This window comes from Stenotrophomonas sp. SAU14A_NAIMI4_8, assembly GCF_003086695.1.
GTDB lineage: Bacteria > Pseudomonadota > Gammaproteobacteria > Xanthomonadales > Xanthomonadaceae > Stenotrophomonas.
The window spans coordinates 1,442,517-1,462,086 of record NZ_CP025999.1 but is presented as its reverse complement, the minus strand read 5'-3'; the positions used below and the strand labels follow the sequence as shown (position 1 = coordinate 1,462,086).

19 protein-coding genes are annotated in these 19,570 nt (G+C 66.8%); 10 read left to right on the top strand and 9 right to left on the bottom strand.

Features of this window, described 5'->3' with window-relative positions; translation table 11 throughout:
• Positions 1-37: 37 nt before the first annotated feature.
• Together C1930_RS06760 and C1930_RS06755 are read left to right on the top strand one after the other, a co-directional pair.
• The gene (locus C1930_RS06760; protein ID WP_108771374.1) at positions 38-904 is read left to right on the top strand and encodes an ABC transporter substrate-binding protein; all 867 of its coding nucleotides are present in this window, start codon (positions 38-40) and stop codon (positions 902-904) included.
• Between the two features lie 134 nt (positions 905-1,038).
• A complete protein-coding gene (locus tag C1930_RS06755) occupies positions 1,039-1,998 on the top strand; it encodes an acetyl-CoA carboxylase carboxyltransferase subunit alpha (RefSeq protein ID WP_108752582.1) in 960 nt (319 codons plus the stop codon).
• A 195-nt stretch (positions 1,999-2,193) separates the two neighbouring features.
• Here the strand turns inward: C1930_RS06755 and C1930_RS06750 are convergent, their stop codons facing one another.
• Positions 2,194-2,649 carry a CopD family protein gene (locus C1930_RS06750; RefSeq protein WP_108771373.1) on the bottom strand — a complete coding sequence of 152 codons (456 nt, stop codon included), beginning with the start codon at positions 2,647-2,649 and terminating at the stop codon, positions 2,194-2,196.
• Between the two features lie 138 nt (positions 2,650-2,787).
• On the opposite strand from C1930_RS06750, the gene C1930_RS06745 reads away from it, so the two are divergent.
• Entirely contained in the window at positions 2,788-3,378 is a 591-nt protein-coding gene (locus C1930_RS06745) for a class I SAM-dependent methyltransferase (protein ID WP_108749050.1), read from the top strand.
• Positions 3,379-3,471: 93 nt separating this feature from the next.
• Entirely contained in the window at positions 3,472-4,779 is a 1,308-nt protein-coding gene (gene phaZ, locus C1930_RS06740; protein WP_108771372.1) for a polyhydroxyalkanoate depolymerase, read from the top strand.
• Between the two features lie 554 nt (positions 4,780-5,333).
• Here the strand turns inward: phaZ and C1930_RS06735 are convergent.
• A complete protein-coding gene (locus tag C1930_RS06735; protein ID WP_108771371.1) occupies positions 5,334-6,311 on the bottom strand; it encodes a sensor domain-containing protein in 978 nt (325 codons plus the stop codon).
• Positions 6,308-6,673 (bottom strand): PadR family transcriptional regulator, encoded by a 366-nt coding sequence (locus C1930_RS06730; RefSeq protein WP_108749047.1) that lies wholly within the window; start codon positions 6,671-6,673, stop codon positions 6,308-6,310. The genes C1930_RS06735 and C1930_RS06730 overlap by 4 nt, the downstream gene beginning before the upstream one ends.
• 138 nt (positions 6,674-6,811) lie before the next feature.
• On the opposite strand from C1930_RS06730, the gene C1930_RS06725 reads away from it, so the two are divergent.
• Positions 6,812-7,714, top strand: a complete 903-nt coding sequence (locus C1930_RS06725) for a peptidylprolyl isomerase (RefSeq protein WP_108771370.1) — start codon at positions 6,812-6,814, stop codon at positions 7,712-7,714.
• Between the two features lie 209 nt (positions 7,715-7,923).
• Here C1930_RS06725 and C1930_RS06720 read toward each other — a convergent pair whose 3' ends face one another.
• Positions 7,924-8,796: a DMT family transporter gene (locus C1930_RS06720; RefSeq protein ID WP_108771369.1), complete on the bottom strand. Its 873-nt coding sequence runs from the start codon at positions 8,794-8,796 to the stop codon at positions 7,924-7,926.
• A 115-nt stretch (positions 8,797-8,911) separates the two neighbouring features.
• Here C1930_RS06720 and C1930_RS06715 point away from each other — a divergent pair, with 115 nt between their 5' ends.
• Both C1930_RS06715 and C1930_RS06710 read left to right on the top strand, forming a co-directional pair.
• On the top strand, positions 8,912-9,856 hold the full coding sequence (locus C1930_RS06715; protein ID WP_108771368.1) for a LysR substrate-binding domain-containing protein: 945 nt from the start codon (positions 8,912-8,914) through the stop codon (positions 9,854-9,856).
• A 69-nt stretch (positions 9,857-9,925) separates the two neighbouring features.
• Entirely contained in the window at positions 9,926-10,219 is a 294-nt protein-coding gene (locus C1930_RS06710; RefSeq protein WP_108749042.1) for a hypothetical protein, read from the top strand.
• Between the two features lie 45 nt (positions 10,220-10,264).
• On the opposite strand, the gene C1930_RS06705 is transcribed toward C1930_RS06710, so the two are convergent.
• Positions 10,265-11,038 carry a DUF4349 domain-containing protein gene (locus C1930_RS06705; protein ID WP_108772549.1) on the bottom strand — a complete coding sequence of 258 codons (774 nt, stop codon included), beginning with the start codon at positions 11,036-11,038 and terminating at the stop codon, positions 10,265-10,267.
• 154 nt (positions 11,039-11,192) lie between these two features.
• Between C1930_RS06705 and C1930_RS06700 the strand changes: the two genes are divergently transcribed.
• Complete coding sequence (locus C1930_RS06700) at positions 11,193-13,001, top strand: DUF885 domain-containing protein (protein WP_108755762.1); 1,809 nt, start codon at positions 11,193-11,195, stop codon at positions 12,999-13,001.
• Positions 13,002-13,074: 73 nt separating this feature from the next.
• Here C1930_RS06700 and C1930_RS06695 read toward each other — a convergent pair whose 3' ends face one another.
• The 3 genes from C1930_RS06695 to C1930_RS06685 form a co-directional block, all read right to left on the bottom strand.
• The gene (locus tag C1930_RS06695) at positions 13,075-13,704 is read right to left on the bottom strand and encodes a hypothetical protein (protein ID WP_159093565.1); all 630 of its coding nucleotides are present in this window, start codon (positions 13,702-13,704) and stop codon (positions 13,075-13,077) included.
• 124 nt (positions 13,705-13,828) lie between these two features.
• Positions 13,829-15,661 (bottom strand): multidrug efflux ABC transporter SmrA, encoded by a 1,833-nt coding sequence (gene smrA / locus C1930_RS06690; protein WP_108757677.1) that lies wholly within the window; start codon positions 15,659-15,661, stop codon positions 13,829-13,831.
• 88 nt (positions 15,662-15,749) lie between these two features.
• A complete protein-coding gene (locus C1930_RS06685; RefSeq protein WP_108755760.1) occupies positions 15,750-17,312 on the bottom strand; it encodes a serine hydrolase in 1,563 nt (520 codons plus the stop codon).
• A 110-nt stretch (positions 17,313-17,422) separates the two neighbouring features.
• Here C1930_RS06685 and C1930_RS06680 point away from each other — a divergent pair, with 110 nt between their 5' ends.
• The gene (locus C1930_RS06680) at positions 17,423-17,866 is read left to right on the top strand and encodes a VOC family protein (protein ID WP_108755759.1); all 444 of its coding nucleotides are present in this window, start codon (positions 17,423-17,425) and stop codon (positions 17,864-17,866) included.
• A gap of 12 nt (positions 17,867-17,878) precedes the next feature.
• Here the strand turns inward: C1930_RS06680 and C1930_RS06675 are convergent, their stop codons facing one another.
• Positions 17,879-18,493, bottom strand: coding sequence for a Pr6Pr family membrane protein (locus C1930_RS06675; RefSeq protein WP_108771367.1), 615 nt, complete (start codon positions 18,491-18,493; stop codon positions 17,879-17,881).
• A 78-nt stretch (positions 18,494-18,571) separates the two neighbouring features.
• On the opposite strand from C1930_RS06675, the gene C1930_RS06670 reads away from it, so the two are divergent.
• On the top strand, positions 18,572-19,519 hold the full coding sequence (locus tag C1930_RS06670; RefSeq protein WP_108763367.1) for a DMT family transporter: 948 nt from the start codon (positions 18,572-18,574) through the stop codon (positions 19,517-19,519).
• The last annotated feature ends 51 nt before the right edge of the window (positions 19,520-19,570 follow it).

The following is a 19,570-nucleotide window of genomic DNA, read 5'->3' as shown; positions in this document are numbered from 1 at the left end:
TCTTTTCCGTTGTCTGTATCAAGGACGATCTTCCGTCATGAAAACGCTGTTGTTCCCCCTCGTCGCTGCGCTGGCGCTGTCCGCATGCTCGTCCAAGGTCGATTTCGAGATCGACAACCCCACTGCCACGCCGCTGGCCATCAGCATCGACGGCAAGGACCTGCCGGTGGCCGCCAACGCATCGCGTGCGATCAGCCTGGCCCCGGGTGAGCACCACCTGCACACCGAACGCCTGGGCGATGTGCGGTTCATCGTGTATGCCGACGGCCGTGGCGGCCTGATCAACCCGACCCTGAGCGAGTACGTGACCGCGCGCGAGATCTACGTAACCGGCGAGGACAAGCTGAAGAACTTCGGCAGCAGCGGCCTGGGCATGGAACTGGGCGGGGTGCAGTTCAAGGGCCCTTACGAGAAGCACCACGGCCTGTTCATCGACAAGAACTGGAACTTCGGCGTGCGCCAGCCGTTCCCGGAAGAACAGATCGTGGCCCACGTGGATGCCAGCGGCGGCAAGATCAGCACCAAGGTGTTCACCGCCCCGGACTTCATCGACTACGTGGAACAGAGCATGGGCGAACCGGGTGCCTTCAAGCGTGAGCAGCCGGCCGGCTACGTGGCCCCGGTCTACACGCTGGAACCGGCCCCGGCCGCCCTGCCCGCGCTGGACCCCGCCTTCGAGGCGCACGCCGGCCCAATGCGCGATCTGTATGCGCGCTGGCTGAAGGCCAGCACCGCCTCGGAGCAGAAGGCCCTGCGCAAGGAAGACTTCAAGGTCAGCATGGCCTTCACCCAGGCCACCATGACCCTGGGCTCGACCCTGCCGGTGGCCGCCAACGAGGCCTACAACGACTTCGTGACGATCCGCAGCACCGAGATGGCGCGCAGCGCGCTGGTCGTGCCCTGACGCCCCCTGATTGCCTGCCGCGCTGACTGGCGCGCCCTGCCCGGCTGGGTTACCGTCGCCTTCCAGACGAAGGCGTACGGGGCGTTCCGGCGCATTCGGCTAGAATTCCCCTCTTCTTTACACGACGGCTTCCGATGAATCCGAACTACCTCGACTTCGAGCAACCCATCGCCGACCTGGAAGCCAAGATCCAGGAACTGCGCAACGCCAGTGCCGGTCCGGCGGTCAATGTCGAGGCCGAAGTGCACGCGCTGCAGGACAAGCTGCGCATGCGCACCGCGCAGATCTTCCGCAACCTGACCTCGTGGCAGGTGCTGCAGCTGGCCCGCCACCCGTCGCGCCCGTACACCGCCGACTACATCCGCATCATCTGCGATGAGTTCCAGGAACTGGCCGGCGACCGCGCGTTTGCCGACGACAAGGCCATCATGGGCGGCCTGGCCCGCATCAATGGCCGTTCGGTGATGGTGATCGGCCACCAGAAGGGCCGCGACACCAAGGAAAAGATCAAGCGCAACTTCGGCATGCCCAAGCCGGAGGGCTACCGCAAGGCCCTGCGCCTGATGAAGATGGCCGAGCGCTTCGGCCTGCCGGTGCTGACCCTGATCGACACCGCCGGCGCCTGGCCGGGCATCGATGCCGAATCGCGCGGCCAGTCCGAAGCCATTGCCCGCAACCTGATGGAGATGGCCGAGCTGAAGGTGCCGGTGATCTGCACGGTGATCGGCGAAGGCGGTTCCGGCGGCGCGCTGGCGCTGGGCGTGGGCGACCGCACCGTCATGCTGGAATACGCGGTGTATTCGACCATCACCCCGGAAGGCTGCGCCTCGATCCTGTGGAAGGACGCCGGCAAGGCCAAGGATGCCGCTGAACAGCTGGGCCTGACCGCGCCGCGCCTGAAGAGCCTGGGCCTGGTGGACAAGGTGGTGCGCGAGCCGACCGGCGGCGCCCACCGCAACCCGACCCAGATGGCCAAGCGCCTGAAGGCCGTGCTGCTGAACGAGCTGGACGCGCTGGACAAGCTGTCCACCGAACAGCTGATCGAGCAGCGCTACACGCGCCTGCGCAGCTACGGCACGTACGAAGCGGCCTGATCGGCCCGGTGCGACGCGGCCTGATCGGCCGCGTTGTCTTTTGTAGAGTCGAGCTTGCTCGACTGCTTTTGATCCAGGCAGTCGAGCAAGCTCGACTCTACAAGGGCCCATCCACGCATGGCGTGGATCTACCGGGAATGTCCGCGCAGGGCGCGGATAGACCAGACCCATCCACGCATGGCGTGGATCTACCGGTCAGAATGGCTTGGCCAGCACCAGCCAGACGATCGGGATGAACGCCAGCAGCGGGATCTCGTTGATCCAGCGCAGCGCGCGCGAGGACGGCAGTGAGCGGCCCTTGGCCACGCCCTTCAGCAGGCGGCCGGTCCAGATGAAGTACGCGAGCAGCAGCACCACCAGGCCCAGCTTGGCGTGCAGCCAGCCGGCACCGCCCGGCGCGACCATGGTCGGGAAGTCCGGAATGACCTTGTAGCCCAGCCACAGCACCAGGCCCAGCACGAAGGCCAGGCCGAACATGGAATGGCCGAAGCGGTACAGGCGCATGCCCATCAGCTGCAGGCGCGCCACCACCGCCGGTTGCCCGGCCGTCTCTGCCAGGTTCACCAGGATGCGCGGCAGGTAGAAAACCGTGGCCATCCAGGCCACCACGAACACGATGTGGAAGGTCTTGACCCAGTAGTAGCTCTGCATGCGCTCGCTCCGGCGGCTGGCGGGAAGGGACCATTGTCGCAGTAGAGCCACCCCATGGGTGGCTGCCGCGGCCAATTGCCGCAGCGGTGCCCGCAACGCCGTACGATAGGCGCCGCTTTCATCACCGTGCCCTGCCCCATGGACAAGACCTACGACGCCGCCTACTTCCAACGCTGGTACCGCCGCGCCGATATCGGCGGCAGTGCCCGCCTGGCCCGCAAGGTGGCCCTGGCCGTGGCCAGCGCCGAGTACTACCTGGAACGGCCGATCCGCAGCGTGCTGGATATCGGCTGCGGCGAAGGCGCCTGGCGCGCACCGCTGCTGAAACTGCGTCCGAAGGTCCAATACCTTGGCTTCGACAGCAGCGAGTACGCTGTGCGCCGTTACGGTCGTACCCGCAACCTGCACCTGGCCGCATTCGGCGATTTCGCCTGGCTGCGGCCGTGCGCTCCGGTCGACCTGCTGGTGTGCTCGGACGTGATGCATTACGTGCCCGACCGCGAGCTGCGCGCCGGCCTGGCTGGCCTGGCCGAGCTGACCGCTGGCGTGGCCTTCCTGGAAACCTTCGCCGCCGAGGATGAATTCGACGGCGACCACGAGGGCTTCCAGGCCCGCCCGGCGCGCTGGTACCGGCGCGAGCTGGCCCGCCAGGGCCTGCAGGCCGTGGGTTCGCACCTTTGGCTGGGCCCCGGATTGGCCGGCGAGGCGGCGGCGCTGGAACGGATGTGAATCCGGATTCACTTTTTTCAGCCAACTTAACCCGCGGGACACCGGGATGGGATATGCTGCGCGGCAACATATGACCATACATATTCGGTCGGCATGCTCTATCAACTGCACGAACTGACCCGCAACCTGCTCGCCCCCTGGGTGCACCAGGCCCAGGCCAACGCCCGCTTCTTCACCAACCAGGGTCACTGGTGGTCGCAGATGCCCGGCGCTGATCGCCTGGCGGCCGTCAATGAACTGTTCCATCGCATCGGCAAGGATTACGAGAAGCCCGAATGGGGCATCAACGAAATCGAGGTCGAAGGCGAACGCGTGCCGATCGTGGTGCACGAAGAGGTCAGCAAGCCGTTCTGCAAGCTGCTGCGCTTCAAGCGCCACAGCAACGAAGCCGAGCAGCTGCACACCATGCTCAACCAGCCGTTCGTACTGGTGGTGGCGCCGCTGTCGGGGCACCACGCCACGCTGCTGCGCGACACCGTGCGCACCCTGCTGCGCGACCACCGCGTGTACGTCACCGACTGGGTGGATGCACGCATGGTGCCGGCCAGCGAAGGCGAGTTCGGGTTGGACGATTACATCGCCTACATCCAGGAATTCATCCGACACCTGGGCGTTGAACGCCTGCACGTGGTGAGCGTGTGCCAGCCGACGGTGCCGGTGCTGGCCGCGGTTTCGCTGATGGCCAGCCGTGGCGAGCCGACCCCGCGCACGCTGGTGATGATGGGCGGGCCGATCGATGCGCGCTGCAGCCCCACCGCAGTGAACAACCTGGCCACGCAGAACCCGCTGTCGTGGTTCGAGAACAACGTGATCCACACCGTGCCGGCCAGCTACCCCGGCGCCGGCCGCCGCGTGTACCCGGGCTTCCTGCAGCACGCCGGCTTCCTGTCGATGAACCCCAGCCGCCACTTCAGTTCGCACTGGGATTTCTACGCCGATCTGGTCAAGGGCGATCTGGAAGACGCCGACGCGCATCGCCGTTTCTACGACGAGTACAACGCGGTGCTGGACATGCCGGCCAAGTACTACCTGGACACCATTTCGGTGGTGTTCCAGGACTTCCTGCTGCCGCGCGGCGAATGGGTGGTGAACGGCGAGAAGGTCGACCCGTCGGCGATCCGCGATACCGCGCTGCTGAGCATCGAAGGCGAGCTGGACGATATCGCCGGCCTGGGCCAGACCGAAGCGGCGCAGGCGCTGTGCACCGGCATCGCCGCCGATCGCCGCGAGCACTTCATCGTGGAAGGTGCCGGCCATTACGGCATCTTCAGCGGCCGCCGCTGGCGTGAAGTGGTGTACCCGAAGGTGCGCGATTTCTTCGCCGCCCATGCCGAAGCCCCGTCTGCGAAGGCGACGAAGAAGAAGAGCAACGTCACCCCGCTGCGGCGCAAGGCCGGGTAAGCCTTGGCCTCGGGGTCGGATCCCTTTCCAACGGAAAGGGCTCTGACCCCTGCACCTTGCACCCTGCACATGACGGGGTCAGAGCCCTGTTCTGCGAGCAGGGATCCGACCCCTTCGCCTTGCACCTACCGTGAATACCGACGTCTGATGGTGCGTGCCAACCAAGGTTGGCACCTACCACAGCGCGGCGCGCCTGCGCTTCGCCGCCCATGCCGAAGCCCCGGTCGGGGTCGGATCCCTTTCCAACGGAAAGGGCTCTGACCCCTGCACCCTGCACGTGACGGGGTCAGAGCCCTGTTCTGCGAACAGGGATCCGACCCCTTCGTCTTGCACCTACCATGAATCCCGACGTCTGATGGTGTGTGCCAACCAAGGTTGGCACCTACCACAGCGCGGCGCGCCTGCGCTTCGCCGCCCATGCCGAAGCCCCGGTCGGGGTCGGATCCCTTTCCAACAGAAAGGGCTCTGACCCCTGCACCTTGCACCCTGCACATGACGGGGTCAGAGCCCTGTTCTGCGAACAGGGATCCGACCCCGGCGCTGGGCCTGCACGGTTACAGCCGCACCAGCAGGTGCTTGGCCAGCATGCCGTGCAGCTTGCCGATGCCGCGTGCCAGGTGCATCGTCAGCAGCAGCAGCAGCGCGCCGACCACGGCCAGCACCGGCGTTGCGGCCAGCGGCAGCACGTTGGTGCCATCGATGTAGATGCTCGGCGCGGTGGCATCGAACAGCGCCGCCACCGGCGACCAGATGAAGGCCAGCGACACCGACAGCAGGGTGACCGCGATGGTGAAGTACACGATGCCCAGCGGCAGCATCAGGAGGAAGTACAGCAGCGTCAGCCAGGTACGACCGTCGGTGAACATGTCACCAATGCGCTGCAGCCACGTGCGGCTGCGATCGGTGTACTGCGGCCGGCGCGGCATGCGCTCACCCAGCAGCGCTTCCACCAGCCGCCCTTCCAGCAGGGCCAGCCCGCGTACCGAACCGAAGAACAGCACCGTCAGCGGCACGCCGATGATCAGGATCATCAGGCCCAGCGACAGCGACAGCCCGGTCACCACCCAGGTGAAGAAGAACGTGCCGGTGGCCAGCGACAGCAGCATGTAGAACAGCGCGCCGTAGGTGTGCGGGTCCAGCACGACGCCGAAGAAGCGCGCCCACCAGGTACGCGGCTTCGCCGCTGGCAGCGCGGCCGCAGGTGCCGCCCCGCTGGCTTCGGCGGCCGCGCGCAGCACCGGCGCGGTGTCGGCGCGCGGCGTACGCAGCGCGCGGTTCACGGTCACCTCGGTTTCGCGGTAGATCTCGGCCACTTCCTGCGGCGCGCCATAGCTGCCGGCCACATCGGCAATCACCTCGGCTTCGCTGCGACCGGACTGCGCGGCCAGCTCCGAGCGCAGGTATTCCTCGGCGTCGTACAGGGCATCCTGCACCATGGCAGGGTCGGCCCCTTCCAGCGCCGCCCGCAGCTGCGCCAGATACTGGGCAATGGTGGTGGGCAGGGCCGTGCCTGCCAGGTTCAGGTCGTTCATTGCGGTACCCCCTCCAACACGGAATCGACGGAATCGCGGGTGGCCTGCCAGGCCTGGCGCCACTGCGCCAGCACCTCGTGGCCACGTTCATTGATGCGGTAGTAGCGGCGCGGTGGGCCACTGCTGGACGGCTCGACATGGCTTTCCAGCAGGCCGGCGCCTTCCAGGTTGCGCAGCACCGGGTACAGCGCGCTCTGCTTGCCACTCAGCACGCCCTCGCCCACGCGCTCCAGCTCCTTGGCGATCAGGTAGCCGTACAGCGGCTCCCCGGCCCGGGCCAGTACCGCCAGCAGGGCCAGCGACACCGTGCCGGCGCTGAGCTCCTTCTGGAACTTCTTCAGGTGGACATCGTCGTCGGACATGGCCGGCCCTCCACTATGTTGGAGTCAACAGTAGTGTGAAGTCCGGTATAGCGAATGTGTCGTTAGTCACCTTGCCGGCTGGCGCGTCCATGGTCTGCTCGCGCAGAATCAAACCCTCGTTCATGTTCCGGGGATCCCATGCCGCACCGCCTTCGCACTGCCATGACCGCCCTCGCCCTCGCCTGCCTGCTGCCCGCCCTGGCCAGCGCTGCCACGCCCTATCGCAGCCCGCAGCAGATCCTTGATGCTTCCGCGGCCAGCGATTGGCGCACCCCGGACCCGGCCAACCTGCTGTACATGGATCTGCCGGCCGGGCGGGTGATCATCGAACTGGCGCCGCAGTTTGCACCGCGCCATGTGGCCAACATCCAGACCTTCGCCCACGAGCATTTCTGGGATGGCACCAGCATCTACCGTTCGCAGGACAACTTCGTGGTGCAGTTCGGCGATGCCGACGCCGACGACGCAGCCAAGGCCAAGCCGTTCGGAAGCGCCGCGCGCAAGCTGCCGGCCGAATTCGAACGCGCCAGCACTGGCCTGAAGGTGAGCGTATTGCCCGACCGCGACGGCTGGGCCGCGCAGACCGGCTTCGTTGATGGCTTCCCGGTGGGCCAGGACCCGCAGTCCGGCAAGGCCTGGCTGGCGCATTGCTACGGCATGCTCGGCGCGGGCCGCAGCAATGAGGAAGACAGCAGCATCGGCGCCGAGCTGTACGTGGTGACCGGCCAGTCGCCGCGCCAGCTCGACCGCAACATCACCTTGGTTGGCCGCGTGCTGAAAGGCATGGAACTGCTGAGCGCGATTCCGCGCGGACCGGCGCCGATGGGCTTCTATGCAGACCCGAAGCTGCGCACGCCGATCATATCGATCCGCCGCGCCAGCGACGTGCCCGCGGCCGAGCGCACCGCGATCCAGGTGCTGCGTACCGATTCAAAGACCTTCGCCGACACGGTGGAAGCACGGCGCAACCGCGTGGATGATTTCTACAAGCGCCCGGCCGGGCATATCGACCTGTGCAACATCCCGGTGCCGGTGCGGTAGCGCCGGGCCATGCCCGGCGAGTGCCGCGACGGGTTCGGTGCGTGGCACATGCTGAAGGCACATCATTGTTCATGGGCGTCACTTTTCTTTGCCCGCGCACGCGTCGGTAGCGCCGGGCCATGCCCGGCGGGTGCGCACGAAGGTCAACATCGGCCGCTGCGCTCGCCGGGCACGGCCCGGCGCTACCGGCGGGTGCACGCCGATGAACCTCAGCTCTTCTGGCTGACCGCCACGCTGCCCAGGATCAATCCACCGGCAATCAGCATCTGCAACGTCACCGGTTCGCCCAGGAACAACCACGCGAAGGCGGCGCCGAACAGCGGAATCAGATAGGTCACCGTGGACGCGCGTGACGGGCCGATGCGGCCGATCAGGCGATAGAACATCAGGAACGCCAGGCCGGTGCAGGCCACGCCCAGCGTGATGGCGGCGCCCCAGGCCTTCAGCGGAATGGCGCCTTGCGGCCAATGCGTTACCGCCATCGGCAGCATCCACAACGAGGCACAGCCCAGGGTCGCGGCAGCGGCGGCCGCCGATGGCAGGCCGGTCATGTGCCGCTTCACCAGGTTCACCCCCAGCCCATACAGCAGCGACGCCGCGGCGCCTGCCAGCACGGCCATGCCGATGCTCAGGCCCGACACCTTGGCCGTGGCCAGCACCACCACGCCAGCAAAGCCGACCAGCAGCGCGCCGGCGCGACGCACGCCGATCTTTTCGCCGAAGAACAGGAACGCGATCAGCGCGGCGAACAACACCGTCATCGCATTGCAGATCGCACCGATCGCCGCCGGCGCTTGCTCGGCCGAATAGGCAAACAGCACGAACGGCAATGCCGAGTTGATCAGTCCGATCGGCGCCAGCCACAGCCAGCGGCGCGGCGGGAACTGCGCACGGGCGCGCCACAGGAACGGCATCAGCACCAGTGCGCCCAGCACCAGACGCACCTCCACCAGCGCGAACGGCCCGAACGAGGGCACGGCCACGCGCATGAACAGGAACGAGCAGCCCCAGATGGCGCCGAGCAGGGTCAGTTCCAGCGGCGTGCGCCAATCGCGCTCGGCCACCTGTGGTACCGCATTCATGTGCTGCCTCCGTCCATCGTCTGTCAAACCACCGGGCACACAGCATCGGCCGCAGACGCCTGCCACACAAGCGCGTAGTATCGCTGCCAGCCACAAATATGGTTTGAGGCTGGACATGCTGCTACGCCCTTCCCTGCTGCCTGCACTGGCCGTCTTCGCGGTGGCCGCACGCCACCAGAACTTCGCCCAGGCCGCGCAGGAACTGCACCTGACCGCCAGCGCGGTCAGTCACCACGTGCGCCGCCTGGAAGAGGTGCTGGAAACCCGCCTGTTCCTGCGCCATGCGCGCGGGGTGCGCCTGACCGCCGAGGGGCGCCAGCTGGCCGACGCCGCCAGCGCCGCGTTTACCGATGTGGCCGCGGTGGCCCACCATCTGCAGCCCGACGCCGACAGCGTGACCCTGCGGGTGACCACGCTGCGGTCGCTGTCGTACTGCTGGCTGCTGCCGCGCCTGCCGCGCTTCACCCAGGCCCATCCGCAGATCCGCATCGAACTGCACACCGGCAGCGGCCTGGACCGCTACGACGACAGCGGCCCGGAAGTCGGTATCCGCTACGGTCTGGGCCAATGGCCGGGACTGCACGCGCAGCACCTGATGGACGACCAGCTGTTCCCGGTGGCCTCACCGGCGCTGGCCGGGGTGGAAACGCTGGACGAGCCGGCACGCATCGCCGATCTGCCGCTGCTGAGCGATCTGTCACCACAGGGCTGGCGCGACTGGTTCCGTCACGCCGGGGTGCGCCCGCCCTCGCCGCTGCCGCCCATGCATACCTTCGCCGACAGCACCGATGCGATGCGCGCGGCGGTATATGGCATGGGCGCGGTGCTGGCACGCACCCACATCGCCCAGCCCTACCTGCAGCGCTACGAAGTGGTGCGCCTGCCGGGCCCTGCGATGAAGGCGCGCTACAGCTATTACGTGGTGCACGCCGAAGGGCAGCCTCCCGGCCCGGCGGCGCGCGTGTTCATCGACTGGCTGCTGGCGCAGGCACACGACGAGCGCACGCCCATTCCCGCACTGCCCGACAGCCTGCTGGGCCGCACACCGACCGTCGGCTGACAGCGCCCTCACCCGGTCTTTGCCTGCCGCTGGCTACGCTGCGCTGAACTCCCACCACGTGCCACTGCCATGTCCATGCTGCGACTGCGAATCACCGGAACCGAAGACGATGCCCGCGCCATCAGCGATCTGCTGCTGGGGCTGGAAGGCATCGAGCACGTTGAAGAAACCGACGACCTGATGCCGCACATGGATGACGACGATTCCAGTTCGGCCGGCCTGTCGGACGATATCGGTCCGGGCATCCATGAACTGGAAGTGGAAGTGGGCAACGAAAGCACCGCGCAGAAGGTGCGCGATGCGGTGCAGGAGCTGGCGTTGGAGCTGGATGTGTTCGTCGAATACGAGACCGACGAGGGTTGAGGCGTCGCCGGGCATGGCCCGGCGCTACCTGCACTGCGGGGCCGGTCAGGCCTTGCGACGGCGGCGGCGCCACCAGGTGCGGATGCCCCAGCCACACAGCAGCGCGATGATCGCCACCGGCAGCAACGCGGCGGCCGCGCGGATCAGGAAGGCCACGCTGGTGCTGAGGATGCTGCCCGATTCACTCAGCGCTTCACCGATCTCGCTGCGGCTGCGCTGGCCCGAGGTCGTGCCGAAGTGCACCGTCACCAGCTGCGTGTCGATGCGTCGGCGCTGCTGTGCACTGTCCTTGTTGGCCTGCTCCACGCCCGCCTCGATTTCAGACAGCCGCGCGGTGACCGCCAGCAGTTCTTCCACCTTCAGGTCCTTGCGGTCCTGGTAGCTCAGCAGGCGCGCGTGTTCCTTTTCCAGCCGCGCCTTGGTCAGCGCGGTATCGGCCACCTGCTGGGCCAGGTCTTCGGCACGGGTGTTGCGCGACTGCACGTTGCCACCTTCGCCGGCCAGCGCGATCAGCGGTTCGGTGCCCTTGGGCGCAATGCGCACGCGCACCTCGCCATCGGGGCGCTCGCCGCTGCGCTGGTTGACCTGCAGGACTGCGCAATCGCCGAACTTCGCGCTCTGGCAAGCCTGCGCGATCTGCTGGATGCGCGGCGCGATCTGCTCGGCCGGCAGCTGCACCTGCACGTCGTGCTCGTAGGCCAGGAACGCGCCTTCCGGTGAAGCGACCGCGGCAGCGGCGACACCGCCGGCATCGGCGGCCATTTCACCGTTTTTTGCACAGCCGGCCAGGGCCAGCGCCAGCAGCGCCCCCTTGGCCATCACCGCCATCGTGCCGTAGCGGCCGCGTCCCTGTTCCTGCATGTCCTGCGCTCCAATGAAGATTCCCTGTGGCGCACATGGTAATCCTATGGCAGGGGGACAAAGCAGCCCCGGCGGCCTATGCTCGGGGTTTGACCCCGTACAGGAACGCCTGATGCGCCCGCATCTTCTTGCCCTTGCTCTGGTTGCCGCCCTGGCCGGTTGCCAGCCGGCCGACGCCCCGACCAACGCCTCCACCCCGGCCGCCGGCCAGCAGGCCGCTGACCAGGCCGCCGATGCAGCCTTCGCCGATCTGTCCAAGCGCGCCCTGGATACCTGGATGCAGCTGTCGCCGGTCAGCGCCACCCAGATCGGCGACCACCGCTATGACAGCGATATCGACGACCTGAGCGCCGCCGGCCAGCAGAAGACAGTGGCCGCCTACAAGGCGCTGCTGGGCGAGCTGGACAAGATCGAAGTGGCCAAGCTGGGCCGCGAAAACCAGGTGGACGCGGCGATCCTGCGCAACCAGCTGCAGTCGGAAATCTGGAACGCCGAAGTGCTGCAGTCGGGCAAGTGGGACCCGCAGATGTACAACGGCCTGGCCGGCAGTGCGATCTACGGCCTGATGGCCCGCGAATTCGCCCCGCTGCCCGAGCGACTGAAGTCGGCCACCGCACGCATGGAAAAGCTGCCGGCGATCTTCGCCCAGGCGCGCGAGAACCTGGACCCGGCACGCGTGCCGAAGATCCACGCCGAGACGGTGGCCAAGCAGAACAAGGGCATCCTCAGCATCGTCGATACCTTCATCACCCCGCATATCGGTGAACTGCCGCAGGCCGACCAGCAGCGCCTGCAGGCGGCCATCGATGGCCTGAAGAAGGCCGTGGACGAGCAGCAGACCTGGCTGGACAAGACCCTGGTGCCCAATGCCAAGGGCGACTTCCGCATCGGTGCGGAAAAGTACGACCAGAAGCTGAAGTTCGCGCTGAATTCCTCGCTGTCGCGGCAGGAGATCGGCGAGCGCGCGCGTGCCGAACTCAAGCGCGTGCGTGAGGATATGTACGGCATCGCGCAGACCGTGCTGAAGGACAAGCCGGGCGCACCGGAGATGCCGGCCCAGCCGACCGACGAGCAGCAGCAGAAGGCGATCGAAGCGGCGCTGGAGCTGGCCTACGCCGACAAGCCGGCACGCGACAAGGTGGTGGACGATGCCAAGGCCGCGCTGGAGCAGTCCACCGCGTTCGTGCGCGAACACGATCTGATGACCCTGCCCGATGCACCGGTGGACATCATCCTGATGCCCGAATTCCAGCGCGGCGTGGCCGTGGCCTACTGCGATTCGCCGGGCCCGCTGGACAAGAACCTGAAGACCTTCTACGCGGTCTCGCCCATTCCCGACGACTGGAATGACAAGCAGGTCGATTCGTTCCTGCGCGAATACAACTCGCGCATGATCCACCTGCTGAGCATCCACGAAGGCACGCCGGGCCATTACCTGGAAGGCTGGCACTCGGCCAAGTTCCCCTCCACCCTGCGCGCCGTGCTGCGTTCGGGCCTGTTCGCCGAAGGCTGGGCGGTCTACACCGAGCGCATGATGCAGGAGCAGGGTTACCTCAACAACGACCCGCTGTTCCACCTGGTGCAGCTGAAGTTCTACCTGCGCACCATCTCCAACGCGATCCTGGACCAGGGCGTGCACGTGGACAACTGGGATCGCGAGAAGGCGATGCACCTGATGACCCACGACGCGTTCCAGCAGGAAAGCGAAGCCTCGGGCAAGTGGGTGCGCGCACAGCTGACCTCGGCGCAGCTGCCGACCTACTTTGTCGGTGCGCAGGAACACTTCGACACCCGCAAGGCGATGCAGGACAAGCTGGGCGACAAGTTCAACCTGAAGGCCTACCACGACCAGATGCTGTCCTACGGCGCACCGCCGGTGCGTTTCGCCCGCCAGCTGATGCTGGACCAGCCGATCGAGTGATCGAGCGGGTATGAGGTGAACGAAAACGGCCCGGGGAAACCCGGGCCGTTTTTCATCCACGCATGGCGTGGATCTACTCTTGCGCGTCAGTAGATCCACGCCATGCGTGGATGGCATTCCGCACGGACAGTGGCTTCACAGGCGCTGCAGCCTTCTTCAGCTCGATCGGAACAGAGAACATACGCCTGACATCAAGCCCTTCGCTTTCGTAGATACTCTCAACGTCCTTTTCAGGCAACTCGACCACGATGACGCCGCGCTCGCCGTCGACCATTATCCCCTGGTACTCCGGGAACAGCGCCTGGATCTTTCCAGATTCCACTACGTTTCGAAGCTCAGCCAGCGAATGGGCCGCACCCACCACGAAGTGGTAGGTGACCCGCCCGTATCGCGTGTCAACAATCCTGGACGGCACTGGGTCGGCTCCGGTCAGCCTGACCGTCACGACCATCGGGTTCTCGGTGAACGTCTTGCCTGCAAACCTGTCCGGCATGACCTCCATGATCTTCTGGAGTTCTTCTCCGGCCGCCATTCGAAGGCGCAGGCGCCTGTCAGCTTCGTCCGCCGTCAGCCCTTCCTTCTCTGCAAGAATCTGGACGACAGGGTCGCTGGCGGGCGTTACGTTCTGGCAGAACGCGGGAGACATTGCCGAAGCGCCAACAAACAGGACGACTACGATCATGCGTCCGGGAGTGAGTTTCATGAGACCTCTATGGTCTGGCTCAGACTGGGGTCAGAGCCCTTTCCTGCGGAAAGGGATCTGACCCCAAGGGCTGCATGGCTGGGGTCGGATCCCTCTCGCAGAGAGGGCTCCGACCCCGAAGCAGTTATTGATCGGCCGCAACAAACCCACCGGTCTGCCGCGCCCATAGCCGCGCGTACAGGCCACCGGCGGCAATCAGCTCGCCATGCGTACCGGTTTCGACGATGCGGCCCTGGTCCATCACCACCAGCCGGTCCATGCGCGCGATGGTGGATAGGCGGTGCGCGATGGCGATCACCGTCTTGCCACCCATCAGTTCGTCCAGGCTGTCCTGGATGGCCGCTTCCACTTCCGAATCCAGTGCCGAGGTGGCTTCGTCCAGCACCAGGATCGGTGCGTCCTTCAGCAGCACGCGGGCGATGGCGATGCGCTGGCGCTGGCCACCGGACAGCTTCACCCCGCGCTCGCCGACATGCGCGTCATAGCCACGGCGCCCCTGCCCGTCCACCAGCGTGTCGATGAACGCCTCGGCACGGGCCTTGGCCACGGCGGCGCGCAGCTGCTCGTCGCTGGCATCGGGACGGCCGTACAACAGGTTGTCGCGGATCGAACGGTGCAGCAGCGAGGTGTCCTGGGTAACCACACCGATCTGCTGGCGCAGGCTTTCCTGGGTAACGTGGGCGATGTCCTGCCCGTCGATCAGGATGCGGCCGCTTTCCAGGTCGTACAGGCGCAGCAGGATGTTGACCAGGGTCGACTTGCCGGCGCCGGACGGACCGACCAGGCCGATCTTCTCGCCCGGCTTCACCACCAGGTCCAGGCCGGCGATCACCCCGCCCTTCTTGCCGTAATGGAAGTGGATGTCCTGGAAATGCACGCCACCATGGGCCACCTGCAGCGGCACCGCATCGTCACGGTCCTGCACGGTCAGCGGCTGGGCGATGGTGGTGATGCCATCCTGCACGGTGCCGATGTCTTCGAAGATGCCGTTGATGGTCCACATGATCCAGCCGGACATGTTGTGGATACGGATGACCAGGCCGGTGGCCAGGGTGATCGCGCCCACGGTGATGTGCCCGCCGTTCCACAACCACAGCGCCAGGCCGCAGGTGCCGGCAATCAGGAAGCCGTTGACGATGGCGATGGTCAGGTCCATGCCGGTGGTGATGCGCGTCTGTGCGCGATGCTTCACCGCCAGTTCCTGGATCGATTCGGCCACGTAGGCCTGCTCGCGGCCGCCGTGGGCGAACAGCTTCAGGGTGGGAATATTGGTATAGCCATCGACGATGCGGCCCATCGCCTTGGAACGCGCTTCCGAGGCGATCCACGCACGCTCCTTCGCGCGTGGCACGAAGTACGCCAGGATCACCGCATAGGCCAGCAGCCACAGGATCAGCGGCACCATCAGCCGCCAGTCCGCCTGCGCGAACAGATACAGCGCGGTGCCGGTGTAGACCACGATGTACCAGAGCGAATCGACCATCTGCACCGCCGATTCGCGCAGCGACGTACCGGTCTGCATCACCCGGTTGGCCACGCTGCCGGCGAAATCGTTCTGGAAGAAACTCAGGCTCTGCCGCACCACGTAGTTGTGCATCAGCCAGCGCGAGCGGTTGCTCAGGCCGGGCACGATGGCCTGGTTGACCAGCAGGTTGTGCAGGCCCACCAGGATCGGCCGGGCGATGACCGTGATGAACAGCATCCAGCCCAGTTCATTGGCGTGGCGCTGGAAGAAGCCGGCACCGGGCTGTTCGGCGACCATGTCGACGATGCGGCCCAGGTAATCGAACATCGCCACTTCCACCAGCGCCAGCAGCAGGCCGGCGATGAGGGTGGCCAGCAGCACCGGCCACACCGGGCGCAGGTAGTGCAGGTAGAACGGCAGCACCTTCTGCGGCGGCATGCGGCCATCGACCGGCGGGAACACCGGAATCAGAGATTCAAACCAACGAAACATCACAGTCCCTCGCCATCAATCAGCGCGGGGATTATCCCATGCCGGGTGTTTATGCCGCGCGCTCGCCGGGCATGGCCCGGCGCTACCGTCACGGGCTGACCGGGGTGAACTGCAGGTCCTGGAAGTCGAAGCTGAAATCGGTCAGGTCCGAGATGGACTGCATGCGCACTTCGCGCACCTTGCCGTCCGGGTCCAGGCTGAAGTTCACGAACGCATCGGCGTTGAGCGAGCGGTCGTCCCAGCGCACGATGAAGGTGTCGTGCTGCCAGTGCTCCAGGCGGCCGGTCAGCTGCGCGGTCTTGGCAAAGCTCAGGCGCAGGCCCTTGCCCTCGGCCACGATGGCCATGTCGCCGTACCAGCGATCGCGGTACTGGCCGGCATAGCCACGCAGCGGCAGCGACGGCGTGCTGCCCTTGGCACGCTCGGCCTGGTGCTTGGCCCAGGCTTCGTCGGCCTTGTCCTGGCCCTTGGCCACGCCCTTGGCGTAGGCGTCGACCCAGTCATGCTTTTCGCCGCCCAGGTAAGCGTCGAGCACGCTCAGGGTGATCGCGTTGAAGGCCGCGCCCGATTCCTGGTTGGTCAGCACCACCACGCCCAGCTTCTGGCCCGGCACCAGGGTCAGCCGCGAAACCATGCCCGGCCAGCCGCCGGTGTGCCAGACCAGCTTCTGCCCGCGGTAGTCGCTCAGGTTCCAGCCTTCGCCATAGCCGGCGAAGTTGGCCCGTGCCGGCTCCAGTTCTGGCACGCTCGGCGTGGCGATGGCCTGCGGCGTGATCATCTGCCACATGTCTTTCTGCGTCTTGGCACTGAACAGCGGCGTGCCGTCGGCCAGCGCGCCCTCGGCCAGCTGCACCTGCATCCAGCGCGCCATGTCGTGGGCGCTGGAATAGATGCCACCGGCACCGGCGTTGTTCGACCAGGTGAGCGGCGCAACGGTGCGCAGGTCCTTGAAATCGTACTTGGCGTGGCCCACCGCCGCGTTGTCACCGGGCTGCAGGTGGTCGGCGTTGTAGCGGGTACCGGCCATGCCCACCTTGTCGAAGATGCGCGTCTGCAGGAACTGCTGGTAGCTCATGCCCGACACTTTCTCGATCACCTGCTGGGCGACCGCATAGAGGATGTTGTCGTAGGCATAGCGCTCGCGGAAACCGCCCTTCAGCGGCACCCGGCCCAGCCGCTGCACCACCTCGGCATTGCTGTAGGTAGTGGTGGGCCAGAACAGCAGGTCGCCGGCGCCCAGGCTCAGGCCGCTGCGGTGCGACAGCAGATCGCGCAGGGTCATCTGCCCGGTCACGAAGGGATCGGACATGCGGAACGATGGCAGGTGGTCGATCACCTTGTCGTCCATCTTCAGCTTGCCGTCCTCGGCCAGCAGGTTCAGCGAGGTAGCCGTGAACGCCTTGGTGTTGGAGGCGATGGCGAACAGCGTATCGGCCTGCACCGGTGCCGGCTTGCCCAGTTCGCGCACGCCCCAGCCGCGTTCCATCACGATCTGGCCATCCTTGACCACGGCCACGGCTACGCCGGGCACGTCGAACTGCGCGCGCACGCGCTCGACCGTTGCGTCCAGGTCCTGCAGTTGCGGCGGGGTGGCCGCACTCGCCATGGTGGTGCACGCCAGCAGCACGGCTCCTCCGATCCAGGTTTTCATCCAGCACCATCTCCGAACAGGGGTCGCGGCCATGTGCAGGCCGTCACCGGGGTTTCGCACGATGGTAACGGGCGGCGATCCACCCTGCCCTGTGCCATAGGAGGGGTGCCATGGTTGACGATCATGCAGTGGGCAGCGGCTCCACCATCATTCCCTGCCTGCGCTACCGCGATGCGCTGGCAGCAATCGACTGGCTGCAACGCGCCTTCGGGTTCCACGCGCAGGCGGTGTATGCCGAGGGCGAAACGGTCTTCCATGCCCAGCTGGTGTTCGGCCAGGGCATGATCATGCTGGGCTCGGCCAGCAACGGCGGCGAGTGGTCGAAACTGGCGGTGATGCCCGACGAGGTGGATGGGCGGCAGACCCAGAGCGCCTGCGTGATCGTGGCCGATGTGGATGCCCACTACGCCCGCGCCAAGGCCGCCGGTGCGCGCATCGTCATCGATATTGCCGACCAGGACTACGGCGGCCGCGGCTATGCCTGCGCCGATCCGGAGGGCTATCTGTGGTGGTTCGGCAGCTACGACCCGTGGCGCGCCGGGTCAGGCGACTAGGTTCGGGCACGCTCAGCGGCCGCGCCAGCGGTCCAGTGCCCACAATGCGGTCCAGCCCAACACGAACACGCCGGCCACGCGCAGCACGTTGCCGCTGAAGGCGGCCGCCCCGATGCGCTGCAGGTCCAGGAACGGGTACGGCACCTGCCCGGTCAACGCGCCGCACAGCAGCGCCCAGCCCAGGTAGGCCACCGGCACCAGCAGCACCGGGCCCAGCGCGCGCCAGCGCAGTGCACCGTGTGGCAGCAGCCAGACCCAGCCCAGCAGGTACAGCACGGGGGTTGCGTAGTGCAGCCCGGTATCGGCCCACCACTGCAGCCCCGTGGGGTGCCACAACCGCTGCAGCACCAGCCCGTAGACCAGCCCGGTCACGCCGATGCACAGCGCCAGGGTCGCCGCCAGCGGCGCTGGCAGGTGGCGGCCACGCGCGATCCACACACAGCCCAGACACATCGCCAGGTTGCTGAGCACGGTGAAGTAACTGAAAAAACGCAGGGTGGCCATGGCCACGCCCGCCGCCGCGCCGGGGCCGGTGAGCAGCAACGCGTACTGCAGCAGGAGCGCGGCCGCCGCCACCAGTGCAGTCAGCAGGGCCCAGCCTTTCAACAGGTTCCTATGTGCGGCCATGGCGGTACCCGCAAGTACGGTGCGGCGAGCATGCCACAGCCATCGCCGGCCGCCACACGCATGCCGCACAATACGCACATGACCACCCCCGATACCCGCAAAGCGCTCTGGCAGATCCACTTCTGTGTCCTGCTGTGGGGCGTCACCGCCATCCTCGGCAAGCTGATCACCCTGCCGGCGCTGCCGCTGGTGTGGTGGCGCATGTTGCTGGTGGTGGCCATGCTGGCGCTGCTGCCGCGGGTCTGGCGTGGCCTGCGTACCCTGCCGCTGCGGCTGGTGGCCGGTTATGCCGGCATCGGTGCGTTGGTGGCGCTGCACTGGCTCACGTTCTACGGCGCGGTGAAGCTGGCCAACGCCTCGGTGGCCGCCACCTGCATCGCGCTGGCACCGGTGTTCACCTCCATCATCGAGCCCTGGGTGGCCAAGCGGCCGTTCCAGCTGCGCGAACTGGCCTTCGGCCTGGCCGTGCTGCCGGGCGTGGCGCTGGTGGTGGGCGGCGTGCCCGATGGCATGCGTCTGGGGGTGCTGGTGGGCGCGCTGTCGGCGCTGCTGGTGGCCGTGTTCGGCTCACTCAACAAGCGCATGGTCAGCCATGCCGATCCGCTGACGGTGACCGCGCTGGAGCTGGGTGCCGGCACCCTCACCCTGACCCTGCTGGCGCCGCTGATGCCGTACCTGCTGCCGGCCCTGGCCAGCCCGCTGTGGGTGGTGCCGGACCTGCATGACGGGATCCTGCTGCTGGTGCTGGCCGGCGCCTGCACCCTGTTGCCGTTTGCCCTGGCCCTGGTGGCGCTGCGCCACCTGAGCGCCTATACGGTGCAGCTGGTGACCAACCTGGAACCGGTGTACGCGGTGGTGCTGGCGGTGGTGCTGCTGAACGAACAGCACGAAGTGACCCCGTGGTTCTACCTGGGCGTGGCGATCATCGTCGGCGCCGTGTTCCTGCACCCGCTGCTGAACCGCCGCAAGCCGGTGCAGCACCCGGAAATCCTGGGCACCGCCGAGGCCCGCAACATCGCCGAATGAAGCGCCGACGGTAGAGTCGAGCTTGCTCGACTGCTTTTCGCGCGATGCCAG